This window comes from Pseudarthrobacter sp. J47, assembly GCF_049810315.1.
Taxonomy (GTDB): domain Bacteria; phylum Actinomycetota; class Actinomycetes; order Actinomycetales; family Micrococcaceae; genus Arthrobacter.
Map to the genome: position 1 here is coordinate 524,613 of NZ_CP187358.1, position 21,756 is coordinate 546,368.

The following is a 21,756-nucleotide window of genomic DNA, read 5'->3' on the forward strand; positions in this document are numbered from 1 at the left end:
CGCCTCCGTTTCCTGGGAATCAGTCTGCCAGCTCCACAATCACCGGCGCGTGGTCCGACGCGCCCTTGCCTTTGCGCTCTTCGCGGTCGATCGATGCTCCCGTGACCCGGTCCGCCAGGGCGGGGGAGGCCAGTACGAAGTCGATCCGCATGCCTTCCTTCTTGGGGAAGCGGAGCTGGGTGTAGTCCCAGTAGGTGTAGACGCCGGGGCCGGGGGTGTAGGGGCGGACGACGTCCGTGAAGCCGGCCGCTTCGAACGCCCGGAAGGCCTCGCGCTCGGGTTCGCTGACGTGTGTGTAGCCCTGGGTGAGGAAGAGGTCGATGTCCCAGACGTCTTCGTCCCGCGGGGCGATGTTCCAGTCGCCCATCAGGGCCAGCTGCAGGTCAGGGTTGGCCGCCAGTTCGCCGCGGGCATGGGCGTTGAGCATGTCCAGCCACTTCAGCTTGTAGGGCATGTGTTCGTCGTTCAGGGCGCGGCCGTTGGGCACGTACAGGCTCCAGACGCGGACGCCGTTGCAGGTGGCGCCAATGGCGCGGGCTTCCTGGACGGGGTCCTTGCCGGCCTTGCCGAACGTGGGCTGGTCAACGAACGTGCGCTCCACGTCCTCCAGCCCCACGCGGGAGGCGATAGCCACGCCGTTCCACTGGCTGTGACCGAAGTGCGCTACCTCGTACCCCATCCGCTCGAACAGTTCCCACGGGAAGTTGTCGTCCTTGCATTTGGTTTCCTGGATGGCCAGGACATCGCAGTCACTGCGCTGCAGCCAGGCTTCGACCCGGTCCGCGCGGGCCCGGAGGGAGTTAACGTTCCACGTAGCAATCTTCACAGTTCCTAACTTACCGAACTTGTGGGCTGCCCGCCTGAGGGGGCCGCGCTGCCGGGCGTTGGTCCGGCGTCAGCGCATCCCTTCGCGGCGGATGGCCGTGGCAATGGCAGCGGCCCGGGTTTCCACACCGAGCTTGGCGTAGATGTGGGCCAGGTGGGTCTTGACGGTGGCTTCGGAAATGAACAGCTGCTTGCCCAGTTCGCGGTTGCTCAGGCCCTGGGTGAGCAGGCTCAGCAGTTCCGCCTCCCGGGCGGTGAGGACCTCGTCCGGATTGCGCATCTGCTGGAAAAGGCGGGAGGCCACCGGCGGGCTCATGACGCTTTTGCCCTGCACGGCGGCGCGGATGCCCGCAAAGATCTCTTCCGGCGCGGCGTCCTTGAGCAGGTAGCCGATGGCCCCGGCATCCACGGCCCGGACAATGTCGGCGTCGGAATCGTAGGTGGTGAAGACTATCACCGCCTGCTTCCCGTTGCGCTGCCGGAGCTTCCGGATCGCCTCGATCCCGTCCATGCCGGGCCCCATGGCCAGGTCCATCAGGATGACGTCCGGTGAGGAGGTTTCCGCGGCGGCCAGCGCTTCCTCACCTGAGGCCGCTTCACCCACGACGGCGATATCAGGCTGGGTGTCCAACAGTGCCTTGAGGCCGCTCCGGACCACCACATGATCGTCCACGAGGACGACGGTTATGGGGGTCATGGGAGCTCCTGGGTTGATGGGGCTGGCGCGGAACGGGCTGGCGTGGACGGGCTGGCGGTGGATGGGGTTCCGGCCTCCGGCAACGGAATCTGCGCGGCAATGACGGTGCCTTCGCCCGGAGCGCTTTCCACTGACAACATACCGCCCAGTTGCTCCACCCGCTGCCGCATGGCCCGCAGTCCATACCCGCCCTCCTCAGACGGCGCCGGCACCGCCAACGGATTGAAGCCGCGGCCGTCGTCGAACACGTCCAGGGTGACCGCACCGGGAAGATAGCCCAGTGTGATGCTCACGTTCTCCGCGTCCGCGTGCCGCTGGATGTTGGCCGCGGCGCTCTGGGTCACGCGCAGCAGGGCATGGCGGACCTCCCCGGGAACCGGCACCGGATCTCCCGTGACCTGGAACCGGAACGCCTCCAGGTACTGCCCGGCGGCCTGTTCCAGGGCCTCCGGCAGCGGGCCTGTTTCCAGGCCGGGCGCGGAGAGTTCGTGGACCAGGGTGCGGGTGTCGGCAAGATTCTGGCGCAGCAGTGCCGCGGCTTTGTGGATCTCCGCCCTGGACTGCGGCTCCGGCCAGGACCGCTGGGCCGCCTCCAACAGGAGCAGGCTGCTGGCCAGGCCCTGCGTGACGGTGTCGTGGATCTCCCGGGAAACCCTTTCGCGTTCCGCGGCCACGCCTGCCGCACGTTCGCTTGCAGTGAGCTGTTCCTGGGCCTGGGTGACGTCGTCGAGAAGTTGTTTCTGGACCTGGGCGTCCTGCTCAATCCGGCCGTAAATAAGGGTGAGCAGCAGCCCGGCGGCCAGCGGCCCCAGGAGCATGGCGATGTCCGTGCCGCCGCTCATCCGGAAGAGTCCGACGGCGGTGGCCGCCGCCGTGATCCCGGAGGCCACATAGGCAGCCCAGCCGCGGAACGCGGAACGGGCCAGGAAAAACAGGGCGAACGAACCCCATGCGAAGCTCGGCGCCGCGATCACCAGGGCGGACCAGGCGGCCACGAGGGCGAACATCCAGGGCATCCACGGCTGGCCGCGGAGGGAAAGGACAGCCACTGCCGCGTAAAGTGCGCAGACGGTTCCGGCCAGGGCCACAGTCCACAGATTGTCCGCGGGGGAGTGGCGCATAACGTAGCGCACGCCGGAGGCCACCATCAGCACGGCGAAGCTGATGTGGACCACGGCGTCGATCCGGCCGTCGATCCTGGTTGCTGGCATGGGTTCCTGTCCGTTTGAAGGCCTACCCACCATGCTAATTCCCTTGCCGTTGCTGGTCTCTCAGCCATTTGGCTGATACCGCCCGCTGAACGGATGAGGAGGCGCCAACCGCTTGGGCGATGCCTGTGACCAGGGGCTCCGGCGAAGCTTGAAGCATGCCCCGGTGAGAGCGCCGGGAACGCCAATCAACGGGAGAAGCAATGAAGAAGTCCACCATGCTGTTCAGCAGCGCAGCCGTCAGCGCCCTGGTCCTCACCGGCGGGATCACCGCCGTCGCAAATGCCGTGTCCGTGCCCCAGCAGCCGGCTCCGCTGTCCCTTCCCGCCGTCGATGTTCCGGCCGCCCCGAACACCACAGTCCAGCAGAACCGGATCAGTGTTGGCGCCTCCGCCGATGCCGTGAAGGCCGCGCTCGCCAAGTGCCAGGCGGACAACCTGCCGTTTGTCACCGTGGCGCTGGTGGACCGCTTCGGCACCGTCCAGGCGCTGCTGCGCGGCGACAACGCCGCAGAGCACACCATCGAGGCCGCCAAGCAGAAGGCCTACACGGCCGCCGCATTCGGCGCTCCCACCAGCGAACTCGCAGGCCGGATCAGCGGCAACGGCAAGCCCTCCATCGCAGACCTGCCCGGCACCCTCTACCTTCCGGGCGGCGTCCCGCTGAAGGTCAACGGCGTCTCCGTAGCCGGCATCGGCGTGGGCGGCGCACCTGACGGCATGCTCGACGAAGCGTGCGCCACCGCCGGGGCCGACGCCATCGTGGCTGCCGGCCAGTAGGCTCTGGTTCAGTGAAGAGATTCAGGAAAGCAGCGCGGCGCCGTCTCCTGGCGATTGTGGCCGGGCTGGCGGTTGGCGGGCTGCTGGCCGGGTGCTCGACGGCGGCCCCGGAACCGGCCGCGTCCGCATCCTCAAGCGCCGGCGCCACGGCACCACAGGCAACCACAACTCAAGCACCCACGACGCCGGTGCCCACCGCCGCGGAGTCGGTACCGCCGTCGTCGGCTGCTCCTGTAACGCCCGCCGAACGCAGGGCAGCACTGACCCCGGAAGCGCAGATGGACCTTGACCAGCAGTTGATCCTGGCCGCGAAGGCCAACGACCCCGCCCGGGTTGCAGAGCTGATTGCGGCCGGCGGAGACGTCAACGCCAGGGACCCGATCCAGGATTCCGCGTTCCTGTACGCCGGGGCTGAAGGCTTCAATGAGGTGCTCCACTTGACGATCGCGGCAGGGGCGGACGTGCGCAGCATCAACCGCTATGGCGGCACCGCGCTGATTCCTGCGAGCGAGCACGGGCATGTGGAAACGGTGAAGATCCTTATCGCGGCCGGGGTTCCCGTGGACCACGTCAACAACCTGGGCTGGACCGCAATGCAGGAGGCGATCCTGCTCAACAACGGCGGACCCAACCAGCAGGAAACCGTGCGGCTGCTGCTTGAAGCCGGGGCCAACCCGGGCATCCGCGATCCCCAGGGCCGCACAGCCCTGGACAATGCCGAGCGGCTCGGGTTCACGGAGATCGCGGGGCTGATCCGGAACCGCTGATCCTGTCCGGACCCCCTGGCGCCGCCGCTATCCGCACCCTCTGGAAAATAGTAGGAAGTCCGAGTATATTCGGCTGCAAAGATGGCCTGGATCACATGCGAAGGAGCATTCCACTATGGTGCGCGAGCTTTCCCACTACGTAGACGGACAGCGGGTTGATGGCACCTCGGGCCGGTTTGGGGACGTCTTTGACCCCTGTTCCGGCCAGGTGCAGGCGCGGGTTCCGTTGGCTTCCAAGGACGAGGTAGCCAACGCTATCGCTAGTGCGGAGAAGGCACAGCCGGAGTGGGCCGCCATGAATCCGCAGCGCCGCGGCCGAATCCTGCTCAAGTTCGTGGACCTTGTCAACGCCAATATGGACGAGCTGGCCACCATGCTGTCCAGGGAACACGGCAAGACTTTCGCGGATTCGAAGGGGGATATCCAGCGCGGCATCGAGGTGGTGGAGTTCGCCGCCGGCGCCCCGCACCTGCTCAAGGGCGAATTTTCCGACGCCGGCGGGGTGGACGTGCATTCGGTCCGGCAGCCGCTGGGTGTGGTCGCGGGCATAACGCCGTTCAACTTCCCGGCCATGATCCCGTTGTGGAAGTCCGGACCGGCGCTCGCCGCCGGCAACGCGTTCATCCTCAAGCCTTCCGAACGGGATCCGTCAGTCCCGTTGCGGCTGGCCGAGCTTTTCACCGAGGCCGGCGTTCCGGACGGCGTGTTCAACGTGGTCAACGGAGACAAGGACGCCGTGGACGCGCTGCTGGAGGACCCGCGCGTCAAGGCGGTGGGCTTCGTGGGATCCACGCCGATCGCCCAGTACATCTACTCAACGGCGGCGGCCCACGGCAAGCGCGCCCAGTGCTTCGGCGGCGCCAAGAACCACATGGTGATCCTGCCCGACGCCGATCTGGAGATGGCTGCCGACGCGCTCATGGGTGCCGGCTATGGTTCCGCCGGCGAGCGCTGCATGGCCATTTCCGTGGCCGTCCCGGTGGGGGAGGAGACGGCGAACAAGCTCGTGGCCACCCTGCAGGAGCGGGTCAAGGCGCTGAAGGTGGGCCCAAGCCTGGAGCCGGACAGCGACTTCGGCCCGGTGGTCACCGCCGCAGCCAAGGAGCGGATCGAGGGTTACATCCAGTCAGGGATTGACGACGGCGCCACCCTCCTTGCGGACGGGCGCGGCCTTGAAGTGGATGGTTATGACGGCGGCTTCTGGGTGGGCCCCACGCTCTTTGACCACGTCACCAAGGACATGGCGATCTACCGCGAAGAAATCTTCGGCCCGGTGCTCAGCGTGGTGCGTGCCGCCGATTACGAGGAAGCGCTGCGGCTCTGCACCGAGCACGAATATGGCAACGGGGTGGCAATCTTCACCCGCGACGGCGACGCCGCCCGCGACTTCTCCAACCGCGTGCAGGTGGGCATGGTGGGCGTCAATGTACCCATCCCGGTACCCATCGCGTACTACACGTTCGGAGGCTGGAAGGCGTCCGGATTCGGGGACCTCAACCAGCACGGCCCCGACGCCTTCCGCTTCTACACAAAGACCAAAACCATCACCACGCGCTGGCCGTCAGGCGTCCGTTCCGGCGCCAGTTTCATCATGCCGGAGGGAAGCTAGTGACGGCGGAGGGCCGCGGGCCGGAGCTGAACCCGGCAGACGCCCACGCTCCAGAGGTGCTCTTCGAGCGCCGCGGCCACCTCGGCATCGTCACGCTCAACCGGCCCAAGGCCGTCAACGCGCTTACCGAGGGCATGGCTGCGGCCATGCTGGAGCAGTTGACCGCGTGGGCCATGGATGACGCCGTCGCAACGGTCCTGGTCCGTGGCGCCGGCGACCGTGGCCTGTGTGCCGGCGGTGACATCGTGGCCATCTACCGGGACATGCTCACCGGCGGGGACCGGACGGCCAGGTTCTGGCAGGTGGAGTACCGGCTCAACGCGCTGATCGCCGGCTATCCCAAGCCGTACGTAGCGTTGATGGACGGCCTGGTGCTGGGCGGCGGAGTGGGGATTTCGGCCCACGGATCAGTCCGGATCGTTACCGAGCGGACGCGCACCGGGATGCCGGAAACCACCATTGGTTTTGTGCCCGACGTCGGCGGGACCTTTCTGCTGGCCCGTTCGCCGGGGGAGGCGGGAACCCATGCCGCGCTCACCGGGGCGCACTGCACCGGTTCGGACGCCATCTACCTGGGCCTTGCGGACCACTTCGTGGAGTCCAGCCGGCTGTCCGCGCTCGCCGAAGCGCTGGAACACGAAAGCCCGGAAGCCGCCGTCGAACGTTTCAGCTCAACAGCTCCGCCCAGCACACTGGAGGCGCAGCGGGGCTGGATCGACGCCTGCTATGCGGGGGAAGACGCCGAGGAGATTGTCCACCGGCTCGAAGCCGCGGGCGGTGAGGCCGCCGAAGCCGCGGCGACGATCACGGCCAAATCCCCGACGTCCGTCAAGGTCACCCTGGCCAGCATCCGCCGTGCACGGGAGCTGACCCTGGCCCAGGCGCTGCAGCAGGAGTACCGGGTGGGGTTGAAGTGCCTCAGCGGAGCAGATTTCCGCGAGGGCATCCGGGCGCAGGTGGTGGACAAGGACCGCAACCCGAAGTGGAACCCGCCGTCGCTGCATGAGGTGACGGCGGCCGACGTCGAACGGTTCTTCCAGCCGTTGGGCAGGGCCGAACTGGAACTGGAAGCTGGAGTGGAACTGCAGGAGAGGGAGTCCGATCATGTCTGACACCGATTCACAGGGCAGCATTTCGCAGGATCCGGGACAGGCCGGAACCATCGCGTTCCTGGGCCTGGGCCACATGGGCGGTCCCATGGCCGTGAACCTGGTCAAGGCCGGCTACAGCGTTGCGGGGTTCGACGTGGTTCCCGCAGCCATCGAGGAAGCCGGCCGGCATGGCGTTCCCACGGCGGAAAACGCCGTGGACGCGGTGCGGGGCGCCTCGGTGGTGCTCACCATGCTGCCCAGCGGCCGGCACCTGCTGGATGCCTACCGCGGAGCCAACGGCAGCCCCGGCCTGTTGGCGGAAGCGGCCCCCGGGACCCTCTTCCTGGACTGCTCCACCATCAATGTGGACGAGGCCCGGGAAGCTGCGCAACTGGCCATCGACGCCGGGCACCGCTCCGTTGACGCGCCCGTTTCCGGAGGCGTGGTGGGCGCTGAAGCCGGCACCCTGACCTTTATGGTGGGCGGCACGGCGGAAGACTTCGAGGCCGTCCGGCCCATGCTGGAAGTGATGGGCAAACGCATTGTGCACTGCGGGGACCACGGTTTGGGGCAGGCGGCGAAGGTCTGCAACAACCTGATCCTGGGGATCTCCATGATTGCCGTCAGCGAGGCCTTTGTGCTGGGTGAAAAGCTGGGACTGACCCATGAAGCATTGTTCGACGTCGCCTCCAACGCCTCCGGCCAGTGCTGGGCGCTCACCACCAACTGCCCGGTCCCGGGCCCGGTTCCCACCAGTCCAGCCAACCGCGACTACCAGCCCGGTTTTGCCGGCGCGCTGATGGCCAAGGACCTGCGGCTGGCGCTGAACGCCCTGGAAAGCAACGGCGTGGCGGCCCGGCTGGGTCCGCTGGCCACCGAAATTTACGAGACGTTCGCTGCCGAAGGCGGAGCGGGCCGGGACTTTTCGGGCATCATTACGGACATCAGGGACAAATCGGCGGGCATGGCTTCGCGGAAAACTGAACAGCCAACAGAGACGTAAGGGAACAGATGACGCAGCAGGACACCACTTCCCCGGCAGAAACCCACACCTACGCCAACATCCTGGTGGAGCGGCGCGGCCGCGTCGGCGTGGTGACGCTGAACCGTCCGGAGGCGCTGAATGCGCTGAACAAGGGAACGCTTGACGACGTCGTTGCGGCCGTCAGTGCCATGGATGCGGACCCGGAGGTGGGCGCCGTTGTTATTACCGGTTCTGCCAAGGCGTTCGCCGCAGGTGCGGACATCAAGGAGATGGCAGACAAAAGCTACCTGGAGATGTACGCGGCTGATTGGTTCCGGGCCTGGGAGGACCTGACCCGGTTGCGGATTCCCGTTGTTGCGGCGGTGTCCGGCTTTGCCCTGGGCGGCGGCTGCGAGCTGGCCATGATGTGCGACATCATCATTGCCGGGGACAACGCCAAATTCGGCCAGCCGGAGATCAATCTGGGCGTGATACCGGGGATGGGCGGCTCGCAACGGCTAACCCGGGCCGTGGGCAAGGCAAAGGCCATGGACATGATCCTGACCGGCCGGTTCATCGGCGCGGACGAGGCCGAACGCTGCGGGCTGGTCTCCCGGGTGGTTCCCGCCGAGGATGTGGTGGAAGAAGCCGTGAAGGCCGCCGAGGTGATCGCCTCCAAGTCCAAGCCGGTAGCCATGATGGCCAAGGAAGCCGTGAACGCCGCCTTCGAAACCGGGCTGGCCCAGGGCGTCCTGTTCGAACGCCGCCTCTTCCACTCGCTGTTCGCCAGCGAGGACCAGAAGGAAGGGATGGCGGCGTTCGCCCAGAAGCGCCAGCCGGAGTTCAAGCACCGGTAACCGGACTGGTGGTCGGACCGGTGGTCGAGCCTGTCGAGACCCTGCCCGGACCGGTGGTCGAGCCTGTCGAGACCCCGCTCCGGCTAGACCCGCGTGGCAGCCGACTCCCGGTACGCCGCCACGTCCGCGGCCAGTTCCTCGGCCATCAGGCTGTTGTTGAGGTTCACTGCCGCCCAGGTGCCGCCGGCTGCTGCCGGGAGGACCTGCGCCTTGATGTCCGTCACGCTGCCGGCTGCCCAGATTCCGGGGACTGCCGTGGCTCCGCTTTCGTCGGCCTCGAGGTAGTCGCCCATGCCGGATGGGTGGGGAGCGGCGGCCAGGCCCAGCCCGGAGAGTCGGTCCAGCCGCGCGTGCACCTTGGGGCCCACCACCAGGGCGTCGGCAGCCACTTCGCCGGACGCCAGGGCCACGCCGCGGAGCCGTCCGTCCTGGATGCGCAGTTCCTCGATGGCTCCTTCGACGATCCTGATTCCGCGGGCAGCCAGCTGTTCCAGCTCCTCCTCGCTAGGCGTGGCCAGGTCGTTGAGGAACAGGGTGATGTTGCTGCTCCACTGCCGGAAGAGCAGCGCCTGGTGGATGGAGACCGGGCCTGCACCGATGATGCCGATCGCCTGGTCCCGCACCTCCCAGCCATGGCAGAACGGGCAGTGCAGCACGTCCCTGCCCCACAGTTCCTGCACGCCGGGGATGGCGGGCAGATCGTCCCGCAGCCCGGTGGCAACCAGGAGCCTGCGTCCGGAAACCCGGGTGCCGTCGTCGAGCGTGATGGTGAACGCGCCCTCGCTTCCGGAAGCCTCCGCCACCCGCCCGGGAACAATCACGGCGCCGTAGCCCTCAGCTTCGGCGCGTGCAATCCGGAGGAGTTCAAGGGGATTGATGCCGTCGCGGGTGATAAAGGCATGCACGCCCTCGGCAGGGGCGTTGCGCGGCTCGCCGGAGTCGATCACGGCAACGCTGCGCCGGGCGCGGGAGAGGGTCTGGGCGGCGCTGAGGCCGGCCGCGCCACCGCCGATGATGACGGCGTCGTACAGGTTTTCGGTGTTTTTGCTCATGTATCAAGCCTGCTTGCTATCGGCAGGACTGGCAATTATTCTTGCTGGAACGGCAAAAGATCAGGAAGGCGGGCCTGTGGCGGAAGAGGAAGAGTTCGACGGCGTCCTGGCCGCCGTGGGTCCGCGGCTGCGGGCCTTGCGCGTGGACAGTGATGTGACGCTGGCCGAGTTGTCCGCCACCACCGGGATCTCCGTCAGCACGCTGTCCAGGCTGGAATCAGGGCAGCGCAAGCCCAACCTGGAGCTCCTGCTGCCGCTGGCCAGGGCGCACCAGGTGCCTTTGGATGAACTGGTGGGTGCGCCGGACACCGGGGATCCGCGGGTCCATCTGCGCCCGGTGGTGGCTCCCCGGATGACGGTGATCCCCCTGACCCGTAAACCCGGCGGCATCCAGGCCTACAAATGCATCGTGAAGGCAGGCCGTTCCGGGCCGCCTGATCCGCAGGTCCACGAAGGCTACGAATGGCTGTACGTCCTCAACGGCGCGCTGCACGTGGTGCTGGGGGACAGGGAATTTGTGATGGGCCCGGGCGAGGCTGCGGAGTTCGACACCCGCGTGCCGCACTGGTTCGGCTCAGCCAACAATGAAGCAGTTGAATTCCTCAGCCTGTTCGGCCGCCAGGGCGAGCGCGTCCACCTGAAGGCGAAGACCGTTGGCTGAACCGATGGTTACCGTGGAACGCCGAAGCCGCCTGAGCGTCCTGCCGGCCACGCTCCTTTCCGCCTCCGGATTTGTGCTCTTCGCCCTGGAAAACCGGGTTGTCGGCTTCAGTATGCTGGCCGTCGCGCTGCTGGGCGCCGCGTTCGTCAACCGCTCCCTGGCCAAGGACCTTGCCCTTATAGCCTTCGGCCTGACGGTGATGTCCCTGGTGCCCATCACCACGGATATCAGCACCGGGCACATGCTGGAGATGGGGACGGCGATGATTGCCGCCGTCGGCGTCCCCTATGCCGTCTCCCGCTGGGTCTACCGTGAACATGCCGTCCGTTTCCCGGTGTTGACGGGCCAGAAGTGGACCCGTGCCGAGAAGGTGTACCTGTGGGTGGTGCCGCCGCTGGGCTACGTGATGCTGGCCTACTACATGATGAGCACCGGCGTCTATCAAAACTGGCCCGCCGTCAGCGAACCGGACGGCATCATCAGGCTGTTCATCGGGACCAACGGCCTGGGTATCTGGGATGAGCTGTTCTTCATCTGTACGGCGTTCACGCTGCTGCGCCGCCACCTGCCCGAATGGCAGGCCAACCTGCTCCAGGCAGTGCTTTTCACTTCGTTCCTGTGGGAGTTGGGGTTCGAAGCCTGGGGCCCGGTCTTCATCTTCCCGTTCGCACTGCTTCAGGCCAGGCTGTTCACCGTGACCAAATCACTGGCATACATCGTCAGCGTCCACCTGCTGTTTGACTTCATGCTCTTCCTGGTGCTGCTCCAGGCCCATAACAGCGGCTGGTGGGACGCCTTCGGCTTCTGAGGCCGGTTAATTGCCGGCAGCCAGGGCAGAATCGAAGAACTCCCGTTCCAGCCGCACGGCTTCGGCGAACGTCTCCGCCACACGCCGGCGCACCGCAGGATCGGAAGGCTCGACGGCGTCAAACTCCTCCCGCAGCCACCGCACCCAGGCGTTGTACTCAGGATTGTTGTGCAGCCGGATCCACTCCCGGTGCCGGGCCTCAACCGGCCAGCCCCCGGGATCGCCGGCACGGGCGGCCCAGTCCCCGTACAGCCACTCGGCGACGAGGAGAACTGCCAGCACATCGGGGTAGGAACGAGTGCCCAGGGCCTGGCGCATCAACGCATCAAACTGCCGGGTTATGGCTGACAGTTCAGGAGCCTGCCGCTCTGCCCCGGGGACTTCCAGCTCATCGAAACAGTCCTGGAAGTAGCTGTTCTCGTCCGATGCGAACGCGCCCAGCACACCGGCCAGCACCAACCTGGACGGCAATGACGGCGCCGACGCCACGGCCTGCCCCAGGAGCGCCACGAACGCATCGCAGAACTGGTAATCCTGTACCAGGTAGTGCCGCAGCGCCGGATCCGGCAGGCTCCCGTCCAGCAGCCGGTCCACGAATTCATGGCCGACGGCGGCGTCCCAGTTGGCGGCGCTGCTGTCCCGCAGTTTTCCGGCAAAGCTCATGGTTCCTCCTGAAATGTCCAGAGGGAGCCTAGCAGCCCGCGGCCGGCGGCAGGGAAAGCCGCGTGAGCTTGTCCGGGTTGGACACCTGGCGGATTGCCCGGATGGAGCCGCCCGGGGCGACATCGATCAGCAGCACATCGCTCCGGCCCTGATGCCGGAGCACCAGCGCGGGCCCGCCGTTGATCTGGATCTTCTCCGTAAAGACCGGGCGGGCGGGGTTGAAGGCAACGGCCTTCAGGAGCACGCCGGCATAGAAACGGGTGATCCGTTCCGCGCCGAAGATCGGGTTCTGGGCGCTCTTGACCTTGCCGCCGCCGTCGGTCCACAGCACAGCATCAGGATCCAGCATGCCCAGGACGCCGTCAATGTCCGCCTCTTCAATGGCCCGCGCCAGCCGGTCCAGGGCGGCTTCGTCCCGGGCGGGCGGGGCAGGGGCGTCAGGGTCGATGTCCAGGCGCCGTTCCGCACGGGAGACGAGCTGGCGGACGGCGGCGGGTGTCTTGTCCAGGATCGAACCGATTTCCGGGGCGGACATTCCGAAGGCGCGGTGCAGGATCAGCGCCGCCCGGGACTCGGGGGACAGCTGCTCGGCAAGGTGGAGCAGCGTCAGGGACAGCAGCTCCCTGTTCGCCACGGTGTCTTCCGGAAGCCGGCTGGTATCAACCGGCTCCGGAAGCCACGGGCCTGTGTATTCTTCGCGGATTGAGGCGAGCTGCCGGACCCGGTCCACGGAGCGGCGCACGCACACCGTAGTCAGCCAGGCAGGCCAGGACTCCACAGCGGCCCCGCCGCCACGCTCCTGCCGGAGCGCGTCAACGGCCACCTCGGACACCACGTCTTCGGCATGGCCAAAGTCGCCCAGCATCCGGTAAGCGATTCCGAGGAGGCGGTTCCGTTCGTGCTGCCAGGCCGCGGCGGCCGCCATCGGGGGAGTCATGGTGCCCACGCTACTCCCTAGGCGATGGGGTTCATCGCGTCCACCGGCGGCTGAATGCGCGTGCTGATCGCAATCCGGTTCCACACGTTGATCGTCGCTATGGCCAGGACAACATCACCAAGTCCCGTGTCATCAAAGTGCTTTGCCGCCCGGTCCCAAATCTCATCCGTCACAGTGTCCGGGCCCAGCTTGGTGATGGCGTCCGTCAGGGCCAGGACCGCCTGCTCGCGTTCATCGAACAGCACCGTGGCGTGCTCCCACGCAGCCACAGCATGCAGCTTGCGGGTGGGGATGCCCTCCTTTGTTGCGGATGTGGCGTGCATGTCCACGCAGTAGCCACAGCCGTTGAGGATTGACGCGCGGAGTTTGATGAGGTGGAGCAGGTCCGGATCGACGGACCTGCTGATGTGGCTTTCCAGGCCGAATACCGCGGAGTAGCCGGCCTTGTTGGTCTGGCCGATGTTGATGCGTGTCATTTCCGGATCCCTTTCGTGATGGTGCCTTACATCAGGGATGTCGGATGGGCCCACCAAAGTGTGACAGGGGCAGCCGAAGGAAAAGTGGTCAGCCCTCGAAATCCCCGGCATTGCGGCGGAAATCGCCAAGGATCCGGATCAGCTGCGTGACGTCGTCCTCACCGAATCCGGACCGGGCGAAGACCTCGCTGTTCAGTGCCGCCGTCGCGTTCTTCGCCAGCGTCCTGCCTTCCGGGGTGAGCTCCACCAGGGTGGTGCGGCCGTCGCTGGGATGCGGGGAGCGGACCACCAGCCCCGCCGTGGCAAGCCGGTCCACGGCGTTGGTGACCGACGTCGGATGCACCTGCAGCAGGGCGCTCGCCTTGTTCATGGGCAGCGCCCCGCCCCGGGCGAAACTGAGCAGGGCCAGCAGCTCAAAACGGGCGAAGGTCAGCCCGAAGGGACGCAGCACCGTCTCGATCCGGGCCAGCAGGATCTGCTGTGTCCGCATAATTGCGGTGATCGCGGCCATGGGCCGGGCCTCCTCAGCCCAACCGTGTTCCTCCCAATTGCGCTGGGCATCGGCGATCGGGTCCCGGGGGAGCGGTCCGGCCATGGCTAAGCACCGTTCCTGAGGCCGGGAAAATCCGATTCCGAATACTCCACGCCCACTCCCGCTCCGGCGATCTGTGCGATGCCAGCCGCGCCCGGGCTTGCCGCGCCTCCTCCGGCCGTGTGCCGCAGTGCCTCACTGGTGCGCAGCTCCACGCGGCGGATCTTCCCGGAGATGGTTTTGGGCAGGGCGCCGAATTCGAGCCGGCGGATGCGCTTGAACGGAGCCAGGTGGTCGCGGCAGTACCGGAAAATGTCCTCGGCCACCTCGGCGGAGGGTTCCGTTCCGGCAACGAGGACCACAAAGGCCTTGGGCACCGAAAGCCTCAGCTCATCCGGAGACGGTACAACGGCGGCCTCCGCAACGGCAGGATGTTCGATCAGCACACTCTCCAGCTCGAAGGGGGACAGCCGGTAATCGGAGGACTTGAACACGTCATCGTCCCGCCCGATATACGTGATCACACCGTCTGCATCACGGCTGGCCATGTCTCCGGTGTGGTAGTAGCCGTCCCGGAAAGCCTCCGCCGTCCGCCCTGGGTCGCCGTAGTACGCCTTCATCAGTCCCGCAGGCCGGGGATCCAGGCGCAGGCAGAGCTCGCCGTCGTCTCCTTCCTGCCCGGTCACCGGATCAACCAGTACGACGTCGTAACCCGGCAGCGGTTTTCCCATCGCACCAACGGTGACGGGCTGGCCCGGGGTGTTCGCCACCTGGACGGTGGTTTCAGTCTGGCCAAAACCGTCCCGGATGGTCTGGCCCCAGGCCCTGGACACCTGGTCGATGACCTCGGCGTTGAGCGGCTCGCCGGCGGAAACCACCTTGGTGGGCGGGTTCTTCAGCACAGTCAGGTCTGCCTGGATCAGCATCCGCCAGACAGTGGGCGGCGCGCAGAAACTGGTGACGCCCTCGCGGTCCATCTGCTCCATCAGGGCCCTGGCATCAAAGCGGTCGTAGTTGTAGACGAACACGCAGGCTTCAGCGATCCACGGAGTGAACACATTGGACCAGGCATGCTTGGCCCAGCCCGGCGACGCCACGTTCAGGTGCACGTCGCCTGGCTCAATCCCGATCCAGTACAGCGTGGACAGGTGGCCCACCGGATAGGACGTGTGGGTGTGCTCCACCAGCTTGGCCTTGGACGTGGTGCCTGAGGTGAAGTAGAGAAGCAACGTGTCATCGGCCCCCGTGGGGGCGTCCGGCTCAAAAACCGCGCTCGCGTCCCGGGAATCGCCGTACTGGAGCGTTTCGGCACCGGCTGGAGTGCCGCCGTCGTGCGCTTCTGTTTGGGCCGTTGCCGAGGGCTGATCCGCCACTTCGATCAGGCGGTAGCTGCCCGGAACGTCCGCGAACTTGGCGATGTTGGCACTGCCGGCAACGGCCCAGGCGGCCTTGCCGCGCTCCACCCTGTCCCGGAGGTCCGCCGGGCCCATCAGCGTGGTGGTGGGGATCAGGACGATGCCCAGCTTGATGCCCGCCAGCATAAATTCCCACAGCTCCACCTGGTTTCCCAGCATCAGGATCATGTGGTCCCCGCGCCGGACTCCCACGCTGCGCAGCCAGTTGGCCAGCCTGTTGGAATCGTCGGACAGTTGGGCGAAGGTGCGGCGGGTGGCGGAACCGTCCTGTTCCACGATCACCAGCGCAGGGTTGTTAGCGGTGGCGGGGTTGGCTGCGATCTGGTCGAACCAGTCCAGCGCGAAGTTGAAATGCTCAAACCGGGGCCAGCTGAATTCCTCGCGGGCCCGGCCGTAGTCGGTCCGCATGGCCAGCAGTCTGTCGCGCGCGGAACGGAAGTCGTCGGTGACTGACATTGAAGGCCTTTCGCGTGGTGATCCCCATCACTTCGTCTGAACTCTGTGAATATACTAGGACATCCAATGGTCTGGAAGAAGGGATATGTCCCGTGAAGCCACAAGGAAGTGACACCGGGGGAGCAGCGGTACTGCAGGGCGGCCGGGGCGGGGTGCATGGCCAGGGCCCCGTCCCGTTTCCGGACGCAGACCTGATGCACATCGTTGACCTCCTGGCGCCGGCGGAACGCGAACGGTACCTGGAGGTCCGGGAGCTCCTGCAGTCCCGGGTGCGCGCGGCCTCCATCCCGTACTGGAACCGCGAGGAATTCCCCTGGGACCTGCTGAAACTGCTGGCCGGCGCGGGACTCGGCGGGCTACAGACTGACGGCTCCTCGGCCCTGTTCAAGGGCCTGATGTACGTGGAAGTCGCGCGGGCGGACGTGTCCCTGAGCGCTCTGGTGGGCATCCACAACGAACTCATCCTCGGCATGGTGAACGAGCTCGGATCCGACGAGCAGAAGCGGCGCTGGCTTCCGGGACTGGCCGGTTTCACGCAACTGGGGGCCTTCGCCCTCACCGAACCGGACCACGGCTCGGACATTGCCGGAGGGCTGGCCACCACGGCGCGCCTGGACGGAACGGAGTGGGTGATCAACGGCGCCAAGCGCTGGATCGGCGCCGGGACCATCGCGGACTTCGCGCTGGTGTGGGCCCGTGACGAAGCGGACGGCAGGATCAAGGGCTTCATCGTGGAGACGGACAGGCCCGGCTACCAGGCCACCAAAATCAGCAACAAGATCGGCCTGCGTATCATGCAGAACGCGGACATTGTGCTGGACGAGGTCCGGATTCCCCGCGACAACCTGCTGCCCGGCGCCACCGACTTCTCCGCGGCCAACTCGCTGCTCCGCGACTCCCGGGCCTGGGTGGGCTGGCAGGCGGCAGGTATCCAGCTGGCCGCGTTCGACGTCGCCAGGTCCTACGCGCTGGAACGCCAGCAGTTCGGCCGGGAGCTGGCCCGGTTCCAGCTCATCCAGCAGCAGCTCTCCGAGATGGTGGGGAACGCCTCGGCGTCACTGGCCCTGATGAGCCAGCTCGCCCGGATCCAGGAGGACGGCCTGCTGGAAATGGCGCAGGCGGCCATGGCCAAAGCCACCACCACCCGGCTGGCCCGGGACACCGTGGCCATGGGCAGGTCCCTGCTGGGCGGCAACGGCATCAGCAGCGATTATGAAATGGCGAAGCTGTTCGGGGACGCGGAAATCCTCTACACGTATGAGGGCAGCTACGAGATCAACTCGCTGATTGTGGGCCGGGCGGTCACCGGTAAATCGGCGTTTGTGTAACTACTTCCACCAGGTATCGAAGATGGTGACCGGCACGGTGCGCTTGTGGCGGGTGCGCAGGTACTTTTCCTCGATCAGCATAGCCGCGGCCTCGGTGACTTCCCGGCCTTCAAGGTAGTCATCGATCTGGTCATAGCTGAGGCCCAGCTCGTCCTCGTCGGTGCGGCCGGGGTTGTCGTTCAGGAGGTCCGCCGTGGGCACCTTTTCCCAGACGCGCGCGGGGGCGCCCAGCTCTGCCAAAAGCATCCGGTTCTGCCGCTTGTTCAGGCCGAACAGCGGCAGGATGTCCGCGCCGCCGTCGCCGAATTTGGTGAAGAACCCCGTGACGGACTCTGCGCCGTGATCGGTGCCGATCACCAGGTAGTTGTGTTCCCCGGCCAGCGCGTACTGGGCGATCATGCGTGCCCGGGCTTTCACGTTGCCCCTGTTGAAGTCGGAGATGGGGCTGCCGGTGGTCTTCTCGAACTCCTCTTCAAAGCCGTCCACGGCGTGGGAGACGTTGTAGGTCCACTCGGTCTTGGGCTTGATGAAGTCCAGGGCTGCCTGGGCGTCTTCCTCGTCATGCTGGACGCCGTAAGGCAGCCGGACCGCGACGAAGTTGGCATCGACTCCTTCAGTGGCCAGTTCTTCAACGGCCAGCTGCGCCAGTTTCCCGGCCAGTGAGGAGTCCAGCCCGCCGGAGATGCCCAGCACAAAGCCCTTGGTGCCGGTGGCCTTGAGGTAGTCCTTAAGGAAGGTGACGCGTTTCTGCACCTCCCCGGCGGGGTCGATCCGGGGCTGGACGCCCATTTCTTCAATGATCCTGGCCTGGAGTTCGCGCATGGAATCCAGACTAGTCAGGACTGTCAACCCTGCTCAACAGGTGACGGCCCGGTGCCTCGAGCCGGATAAACTTGTCAGCATGACTTCCCCCAGTGTTTCGCCTGCCGCTGCCCGTGCCCGCCTGCTTGAGCTGATTAAGGAACTGGCCGTTGTCCGTGGCAAGGTCACGCTGTCCAGCGGAGCCGAGGCTGACTACTACATCGACCTCCGCCGGATCACCCTCCACCACGAGGCCTCCAAGCTGGTGGGCGAGGTCATGCTGAAGATGATTGACGACGCCGGCATCAGCTTTGAGTGCGCGGGCGGACTCACCATGGGTGCTGACCCTGTTGGAACCGCGGTGATGCACGCGGCCGTGGACGCGGGCCGAAAGGTTGACGCGTTTGTGGTCCGGAAGGCCCAGAAGTCCTACGGCATGGGCCGCCAGGTTGAAGGCCCCTCTGTTGAAGGCCGCAACGTTGTAGTCCTTGAAGACACATCCACTACGGGCGGATCCGCACTGACCGCCGTCGAAGGTGTCCGTAACGCCGGCGGCAATGTGGTGGCTGTGGCCGTCATCGTGGACCGCGACACCGGCGCCAAGGAAAAGATCGAAGCCGAGACCGGCGTTCCGTACCTTTACGCATTCGGCAAGGACGAGCTGGGCCTGAGCTAGTAAGCCTGCTGCTCGACTGGGGCGGCCGGACAACCTATTCTTTTCTTACCTTCTACAGGTGAGTATTTTTCGCAGTATGCCTAAGGGGTGGACGCATGGCCTCGCTTGAACCGGAGCTCTCACCGGTGGACAGGATCCAGAACCTGATCCTGGAAAGCGCCGACTTTGAGGATTTCCTCAACGAGCTGGCGGAGTTGTCCGCGAAGGCTACTTCCGCGGACGGCAACGAGGTCCTCTGTGGCATTACGCTCCTGCGCGATAGGCAGGCAGCCACCATCGGCTGGAGCAGCGAGAAGGCCCGCGAGGTGGACGAGATCCAGTACTCACTGGCACAGGGTCCCTGCCTGACCTCCGCCATGGAGCAGAAGGAGGTGTATGTCCCTGATCTCCTGGAGGAAGACCGCTGGGGTCCGGACTATGCCCTGGCGGTGGCGAAGCACGGCCTGAGGTCGGTACTGTCGCTGCCGTTTGACCTGCAGGGCGAAGCGAAAGCCGCGCTGAACCTGTATTCGGTGGCCCCTAATGCTTTTGGCGATGCCGCCAGGAAACGCGCCTGGGAGTACACCCGCGAGGTATCCCAGGCCCTGCGCCTTGCCGTTCGGTTTGCGCTTCACAATGACAACGCAGTGAACCTGCGGGCCAGCATGAAGTCCAGGACCGCGATCGACCTCGCCCTGGGCATCCTCATGGCGCAAAACCGATGCAGCCAGGATGAAGCCTTCAAGATCCTCAGCCAGGCAGCGAGCAACAGCAACACCAAGCTGCGCGTCCTGGCCGAGAACCTGGTGAGCCGGGTGGGAGGTGCCCAGCCCGCCACGCATTTCGAGGAGCCTACACACAGTCACGCCGGTTGAACACGCCGGGCAGGCGAGACCTTGTTGTTTCCGGGCCACCACGCCTATAAGCTGAGCAAGGTTGAGCACCCGGCCATAGTTGAATCCAGTCTGGAGTATCTATGGTCCACCCACGTTTCCTTAACCGCTTCCACAACCTTCCCGATCCCGCAGCGCTGTCCTCGTGGTCGGATGCCAAGCTGCTCAAAGCCAGCGACAAAGCCTACTCACGCCTGGAAAACGCAGATGATCCACGCGCCGCGGACCACCTCGCCACATACGGCGCCATCTGCCTTGAAATTGATCGCCGCTTCCGGGCCGGCTCCTCGTTCGCAGGAGCCTGACACCTCACCCGCAAAGAATCTTCCCGGCCCGGGACCCTCTATTACGGTAGTGGAGTGGACTTCCGTTCCGAACACGCCGCCTGGGCCGGCCGGCTGCTACGCCAAGCCGGGGACCTCGACAGGTTCTCCCGGCGTAAATTCCTGCTCGGAACCGCCGCCTCCTCCGTACTGGCCGCGGACATGCTTTTCACCCGCAACGTCCAGAACCAGCGCCGCGCCAGCCAGATCCTGCCGGTCAACGACGACTTCGCAGACGAGTACCACCCCAACGCCAGTTGGTTCCTCTTCCCCGGGTACAAGACCAGCTGGGAAGAAGCACAATGGATCCTGAACTCCCTCCGCGGTGCCCTTAACCGCCGGGGCCGGCTTGCCGCCGTCGGGTATTCCAACCTGGGCCTGGACATTGATGAACTGGTGATCGCGGTGATCGAATACGTCCGCGCGGAAAAGCTCACCACCCTCTACTTCTACGGCCACAGCTTCGGCGGCATGGTGGCAACGCAGGTTGCGGCGCGCCTGCGCGAACTCCACGGTGTTGAGGTTGCGTTCATCCTGCTGGATTCCTCGCCCCACAGCCGAACCGACGTCCTTGACCAAAGCTGGTTCGACGGCGTGGTGTTCCTTTACGAATCAGGCTTCAGGGTGCCCAGCGTGGTGCGGGGGAGCTACGAACTGGGGGAGCGGATCGTCCACAAGGACGAGCGCACCTGGCGGCAGATCCTGGACCAGACCCTGGCGCAACTGTCCCCGCTGGCGCCGTCCAGCGTGCTGATCCAAACCGAATCGGCCTACATCTACCACTTTTCCGCCCTCAAGTATGCGGGAAAACTGGGAAACACCCGCATGGCATTCATCGGTAATCCGCAGGACCAGACAGTACGGTATGCAACAGCAAAAGCAGGTTGGCAAACGGTGTTCGCCGACAACTTCGAAACCATGGACCTGCGGACCGACGGCGCCCGGCCGGCCCACGCCAGCCCCGGCTGGAACCCGTTCGTCTACCGCCCGCTGGTGGTTGAACTGCAGGACAGGCTCTTTCCGCTGCCCGGTGGCGGCTCGCGGGTAACGATCTACTAGACCTGGCTCTTCAGGTCCGCCACCGAATCCAGCACCTGGTTGGGCCGGAACGGGAACGAGTTGATGTCCTCCCGCCGGGTGATGCCGGTGAGGACCAGCACCGTGTGCAGGCCGGCTTCCATACCCGCCACGATGTCCGTGTCCATCCGGTCCCCGATCATGGCGGTGGTCTCCGAATGGGCGTCGATCTGGTTCATGGCGGAGCGGAACATCATGGGGTTGGGCTTGCCCACAATGTATGGTTCGCGGCCTGTTGCCTTGGTGATCAGCGCGGCAATGGCACCGGTAGCCGGCATGGGGCCGTCCTTGGAAGGGCCCGTGGCGTCCGGGTTGGTGGCGATGAACCGGGCACCGGCGAGGATCAGCCTGATCGCCATGGTGATGGCCTCAAAGGAATACGTGCGGGTTTCGCCAAGCACAACAAAGTCCGGGTTCTGGTCCGTGAGGATAAAGCCTGCCTCATGCAACGCCGTCGTGAGTCCTGCTTCACCGATGGTGTAGGCACGGTTGCCGGAACCGGACCCGTGCACCTGGTCCTTGAGGAACTGTGCGGTGGCCAGGGCTGACGTCCAGATGTTCTCTTCGGGGATTTCCAGGCCGGATGCCTTCAGGCGGGCGGCGAGGTCGCGCGGGGTGAAGATGGAGTTGTTGGTGAGGACCAGGAAGCGCCTGGAGGTATCCACCCAGCGCTGGATCAGGTCTGCGGCGCCGGGAACGGGCTGGTTTTCGTGGACCAGGACGCCGTCCATGTCCGTCAGCCAGCATTCGATCTCCTGGCCGCTGCGGTAAACCGCTGCCGATGTTTTTACCTGGTCAGCTTCTGCCATGACTTCCTCCGGGGATGATGGATGTACCTCGGACCAGTCTAGATGAGTAATTCCTATTGCGTAGGACGGTGGG

24 protein-coding genes are annotated in these 21,756 nt (G+C 65.8%); 13 read left to right on the plus strand and 11 right to left on the minus strand.

Going from position 1 to position 21,756, the window contains the following annotated elements; all coding sequences use genetic code 11:
* Nucleotides 1-19: 19 nt before the first annotated feature.
* The 3 genes from ACPJW8_RS02380 to ACPJW8_RS02390 form a co-directional block, all read right to left on the minus strand.
* The gene (locus ACPJW8_RS02380) at nucleotides 20-826 is read right to left on the minus strand and encodes an exodeoxyribonuclease III (protein WP_330189400.1); all 807 of its coding nucleotides are present in this window, start codon (nucleotides 824-826) and stop codon (nucleotides 20-22) included.
* Between the two features lie 69 nt (nucleotides 827-895).
* A complete protein-coding gene (locus ACPJW8_RS02385) occupies nucleotides 896-1,522 on the minus strand; it encodes a response regulator transcription factor (RefSeq protein WP_330189399.1) in 627 nt (208 codons plus the stop codon).
* On the minus strand, nucleotides 1,519-2,733 hold the full coding sequence (locus tag ACPJW8_RS02390; RefSeq protein ID WP_330189398.1) for a sensor histidine kinase: 1,215 nt from the start codon (nucleotides 2,731-2,733) through the stop codon (nucleotides 1,519-1,521). The genes ACPJW8_RS02385 and ACPJW8_RS02390 overlap by 4 nt, the downstream gene beginning before the upstream one ends.
* A gap of 200 nt (nucleotides 2,734-2,933) precedes the next feature.
* Here ACPJW8_RS02390 and ACPJW8_RS02395 point away from each other — a divergent pair, with 200 nt between their 5' ends.
* The 6 genes from ACPJW8_RS02395 (at nucleotide 2,934) to ACPJW8_RS02420 (ending at nucleotide 8,797) form a co-directional block, all read left to right on the plus strand.
* Nucleotides 2,934-3,509, plus strand: a complete 576-nt coding sequence (locus tag ACPJW8_RS02395) for a heme-binding protein (RefSeq protein WP_330189397.1) — start codon at nucleotides 2,934-2,936, stop codon at nucleotides 3,507-3,509.
* A gap of 11 nt (nucleotides 3,510-3,520) precedes the next feature.
* Complete coding sequence (locus ACPJW8_RS02400) at nucleotides 3,521-4,276, plus strand: ankyrin repeat domain-containing protein (protein WP_330189396.1); 756 nt, start codon at nucleotides 3,521-3,523, stop codon at nucleotides 4,274-4,276.
* A 115-nt stretch (nucleotides 4,277-4,391) separates the two neighbouring features.
* Nucleotides 4,392-5,885, plus strand: coding sequence for a CoA-acylating methylmalonate-semialdehyde dehydrogenase (locus ACPJW8_RS02405; protein ID WP_330189395.1), 1,494 nt, complete (start codon nucleotides 4,392-4,394; stop codon nucleotides 5,883-5,885).
* A complete protein-coding gene (locus tag ACPJW8_RS02410) occupies nucleotides 5,885-6,997 on the plus strand; it encodes an enoyl-CoA hydratase/isomerase family protein (protein WP_330189394.1) in 1,113 nt (370 codons plus the stop codon). The genes ACPJW8_RS02405 and ACPJW8_RS02410 overlap by 1 nt, the downstream gene beginning before the upstream one ends.
* On the plus strand, nucleotides 6,990-7,979 hold the full coding sequence (mmsB, locus tag ACPJW8_RS02415) for a 3-hydroxyisobutyrate dehydrogenase (RefSeq protein ID WP_330189393.1): 990 nt from the start codon (nucleotides 6,990-6,992) through the stop codon (nucleotides 7,977-7,979). The genes ACPJW8_RS02410 and mmsB overlap by 8 nt, the downstream gene beginning before the upstream one ends.
* Before the next feature lie 8 nt (nucleotides 7,980-7,987).
* Nucleotides 7,988-8,797 carry an enoyl-CoA hydratase gene (locus ACPJW8_RS02420; RefSeq protein WP_330189392.1) on the plus strand — a complete coding sequence of 270 codons (810 nt, stop codon included), beginning with the start codon at nucleotides 7,988-7,990 and terminating at the stop codon, nucleotides 8,795-8,797.
* 83 nt (nucleotides 8,798-8,880) lie between these two features.
* On the opposite strand, the gene ACPJW8_RS02425 is transcribed toward ACPJW8_RS02420, so the two are convergent.
* Nucleotides 8,881-9,849: an NAD(P)/FAD-dependent oxidoreductase gene (locus ACPJW8_RS02425; RefSeq protein WP_330189391.1), complete on the minus strand. Its 969-nt coding sequence runs from the start codon at nucleotides 9,847-9,849 to the stop codon at nucleotides 8,881-8,883.
* A gap of 76 nt (nucleotides 9,850-9,925) precedes the next feature.
* Here ACPJW8_RS02425 and ACPJW8_RS02430 point away from each other — a divergent pair, with 76 nt between their 5' ends.
* Complete coding sequence (locus ACPJW8_RS02430; protein WP_330189390.1) at nucleotides 9,926-10,510, plus strand: XRE family transcriptional regulator; 585 nt, start codon at nucleotides 9,926-9,928, stop codon at nucleotides 10,508-10,510.
* Between the two features lie 4 nt (nucleotides 10,511-10,514).
* Nucleotides 10,515-11,318 (plus strand): CPBP family intramembrane glutamic endopeptidase, encoded by an 804-nt coding sequence (locus ACPJW8_RS02435; RefSeq protein WP_330189457.1) that lies wholly within the window; start codon nucleotides 10,515-10,517, stop codon nucleotides 11,316-11,318.
* Nucleotides 11,319-11,324: 6 nt separating this feature from the next.
* Here the strand turns inward: ACPJW8_RS02435 and ACPJW8_RS02440 are convergent, their stop codons facing one another.
* From ACPJW8_RS02440 to ACPJW8_RS02460, 5 genes are all read right to left on the minus strand, one after another.
* Nucleotides 11,325-11,981 (minus strand): TenA family protein, encoded by a 657-nt coding sequence (locus tag ACPJW8_RS02440; protein ID WP_330189389.1) that lies wholly within the window; start codon nucleotides 11,979-11,981, stop codon nucleotides 11,325-11,327.
* A gap of 28 nt (nucleotides 11,982-12,009) precedes the next feature.
* Nucleotides 12,010-12,918 carry a sigma-70 family RNA polymerase sigma factor gene (locus tag ACPJW8_RS02445; protein WP_330189388.1) on the minus strand — a complete coding sequence of 303 codons (909 nt, stop codon included), beginning with the start codon at nucleotides 12,916-12,918 and terminating at the stop codon, nucleotides 12,010-12,012.
* 17 nt (nucleotides 12,919-12,935) lie between these two features.
* Nucleotides 12,936-13,394, minus strand: coding sequence for a carboxymuconolactone decarboxylase family protein (locus tag ACPJW8_RS02450; protein ID WP_330189387.1), 459 nt, complete (start codon nucleotides 13,392-13,394; stop codon nucleotides 12,936-12,938).
* A gap of 88 nt (nucleotides 13,395-13,482) precedes the next feature.
* Nucleotides 13,483-13,989: a MarR family transcriptional regulator gene (locus ACPJW8_RS02455; RefSeq protein ID WP_330189386.1), complete on the minus strand. Its 507-nt coding sequence runs from the start codon at nucleotides 13,987-13,989 to the stop codon at nucleotides 13,483-13,485.
* Nucleotides 13,990-13,991: 2 nt separating this feature from the next.
* Nucleotides 13,992-15,797 carry an AMP-binding protein gene (locus ACPJW8_RS02460; protein ID WP_330189385.1) on the minus strand — a complete coding sequence of 602 codons (1,806 nt, stop codon included), beginning with the start codon at nucleotides 15,795-15,797 and terminating at the stop codon, nucleotides 13,992-13,994.
* A gap of 194 nt (nucleotides 15,798-15,991) precedes the next feature.
* Here ACPJW8_RS02460 and ACPJW8_RS02465 point away from each other — a divergent pair, with 194 nt between their 5' ends.
* Nucleotides 15,992-17,125 carry an acyl-CoA dehydrogenase family protein gene (locus ACPJW8_RS02465; RefSeq protein WP_330189456.1) on the plus strand — a complete coding sequence of 378 codons (1,134 nt, stop codon included), beginning with the start codon at nucleotides 15,992-15,994 and terminating at the stop codon, nucleotides 17,123-17,125.
* Here ACPJW8_RS02465 and nadE read toward each other — a convergent pair whose 3' ends face one another.
* The gene (gene nadE, locus ACPJW8_RS02470; RefSeq protein WP_330189384.1) at nucleotides 17,126-17,947 is read right to left on the minus strand and encodes an ammonia-dependent NAD(+) synthetase; all 822 of its coding nucleotides are present in this window, start codon (nucleotides 17,945-17,947) and stop codon (nucleotides 17,126-17,128) included.
* A gap of 79 nt (nucleotides 17,948-18,026) precedes the next feature.
* On the opposite strand from nadE, the gene pyrE reads away from it, so the two are divergent.
* The 4 genes from pyrE to ACPJW8_RS02490 all read left to right on the plus strand — a co-directional run bounded on the left by pyrE (nucleotide 18,027) and on the right by ACPJW8_RS02490 (nucleotide 20,856).
* Nucleotides 18,027-18,602 carry an orotate phosphoribosyltransferase gene (gene pyrE / locus ACPJW8_RS02475; protein WP_330189383.1) on the plus strand — a complete coding sequence of 192 codons (576 nt, stop codon included), beginning with the start codon at nucleotides 18,027-18,029 and terminating at the stop codon, nucleotides 18,600-18,602.
* Between the two features lie 95 nt (nucleotides 18,603-18,697).
* Entirely contained in the window at nucleotides 18,698-19,456 is a 759-nt protein-coding gene (locus tag ACPJW8_RS02480) for a GAF and ANTAR domain-containing protein (RefSeq protein ID WP_330189382.1), read from the plus strand.
* Nucleotides 19,457-19,557: 101 nt separating this feature from the next.
* The gene (locus tag ACPJW8_RS02485; protein WP_330189381.1) at nucleotides 19,558-19,779 is read left to right on the plus strand and encodes a hypothetical protein; all 222 of its coding nucleotides are present in this window, start codon (nucleotides 19,558-19,560) and stop codon (nucleotides 19,777-19,779) included.
* A gap of 54 nt (nucleotides 19,780-19,833) precedes the next feature.
* On the plus strand, nucleotides 19,834-20,856 hold the full coding sequence (locus tag ACPJW8_RS02490) for a thioesterase domain-containing protein (RefSeq protein WP_330189380.1): 1,023 nt from the start codon (nucleotides 19,834-19,836) through the stop codon (nucleotides 20,854-20,856).
* On the opposite strand, the gene ACPJW8_RS02495 is transcribed toward ACPJW8_RS02490, so the two are convergent.
* On the minus strand, nucleotides 20,853-21,683 hold the full coding sequence (locus tag ACPJW8_RS02495; RefSeq protein WP_330189379.1) for an HAD-IIA family hydrolase: 831 nt from the start codon (nucleotides 21,681-21,683) through the stop codon (nucleotides 20,853-20,855). The genes ACPJW8_RS02490 and ACPJW8_RS02495 overlap by 4 nt on opposite strands.
* Nucleotides 21,684-21,756 lie beyond the last annotated feature (73 nt).

What these genes read in the sequence shown, in the direction of transcription:
- ACPJW8_RS02385 (WP_330189399.1), bottom strand. Translation starts at nt 1,522, where the DNA reads ATGACCCCCATAACCGTCGTCCTCGTGGACGATCATGTGGTGGTCCGG.
- ACPJW8_RS02390 (WP_330189398.1), bottom strand. Translation starts at nt 2,733, where the DNA reads ATGCCAGCAACCAGGATCGACGGCCGGATCGACGCCGTGGTCCACATC.
- ACPJW8_RS02395 (WP_330189397.1), top strand. Translation starts at nt 2,934, where the DNA reads ATGAAGAAGTCCACCATGCTGTTCAGCAGCGCAGCCGTCAGCGCCCTG.
- ACPJW8_RS02405 (WP_330189395.1), top strand. Translation starts at nt 4,392, where the DNA reads ATGGTGCGCGAGCTTTCCCACTACGTAGACGGACAGCGGGTTGATGGC.
- mmsB (WP_330189393.1), top strand. Translation starts at nt 6,990, where the DNA reads ATGTCTGACACCGATTCACAGGGCAGCATTTCGCAGGATCCGGGACAG.
- ACPJW8_RS02420 (WP_330189392.1), top strand. Translation starts at nt 7,988, where the DNA reads ATGACGCAGCAGGACACCACTTCCCCGGCAGAAACCCACACCTACGCC.
- ACPJW8_RS02425 (WP_330189391.1), bottom strand. Translation starts at nt 9,849, where the DNA reads ATGAGCAAAAACACCGAAAACCTGTACGACGCCGTCATCATCGGCGGT.
- ACPJW8_RS02435 (WP_330189457.1), top strand. Translation starts at nt 10,515, where the DNA reads ATGGTTACCGTGGAACGCCGAAGCCGCCTGAGCGTCCTGCCGGCCACG.
- ACPJW8_RS02440 (WP_330189389.1), bottom strand. Translation starts at nt 11,981, where the DNA reads ATGAGCTTTGCCGGAAAACTGCGGGACAGCAGCGCCGCCAACTGGGAC.
- ACPJW8_RS02445 (WP_330189388.1), bottom strand. Translation starts at nt 12,918, where the DNA reads ATGACTCCCCCGATGGCGGCCGCCGCGGCCTGGCAGCACGAACGGAAC.
- ACPJW8_RS02450 (WP_330189387.1), bottom strand. Translation starts at nt 13,394, where the DNA reads ATGACACGCATCAACATCGGCCAGACCAACAAGGCCGGCTACTCCGCG.
- ACPJW8_RS02455 (WP_330189386.1), bottom strand. Translation starts at nt 13,989, where the DNA reads ATGGCCGGACCGCTCCCCCGGGACCCGATCGCCGATGCCCAGCGCAAT.
- ACPJW8_RS02460 (WP_330189385.1), bottom strand. Translation starts at nt 15,797, where the DNA reads ATGTCAGTCACCGACGACTTCCGTTCCGCGCGCGACAGACTGCTGGCC.
- ACPJW8_RS02465 (WP_330189456.1), top strand. Translation starts at nt 15,992, where the DNA reads ATGCACATCGTTGACCTCCTGGCGCCGGCGGAACGCGAACGGTACCTG.
- nadE (WP_330189384.1), bottom strand. Translation starts at nt 17,947, where the DNA reads ATGCGCGAACTCCAGGCCAGGATCATTGAAGAAATGGGCGTCCAGCCC.
- pyrE (WP_330189383.1), top strand. Translation starts at nt 18,027, where the DNA reads ATGACTTCCCCCAGTGTTTCGCCTGCCGCTGCCCGTGCCCGCCTGCTT.
- ACPJW8_RS02480 (WP_330189382.1), top strand. Translation starts at nt 18,698, where the DNA reads ATGGCCTCGCTTGAACCGGAGCTCTCACCGGTGGACAGGATCCAGAAC.
- ACPJW8_RS02485 (WP_330189381.1), top strand. Translation starts at nt 19,558, where the DNA reads ATGGTCCACCCACGTTTCCTTAACCGCTTCCACAACCTTCCCGATCCC.
- ACPJW8_RS02495 (WP_330189379.1), bottom strand. Translation starts at nt 21,683, where the DNA reads ATGGCAGAAGCTGACCAGGTAAAAACATCGGCAGCGGTTTACCGCAGC.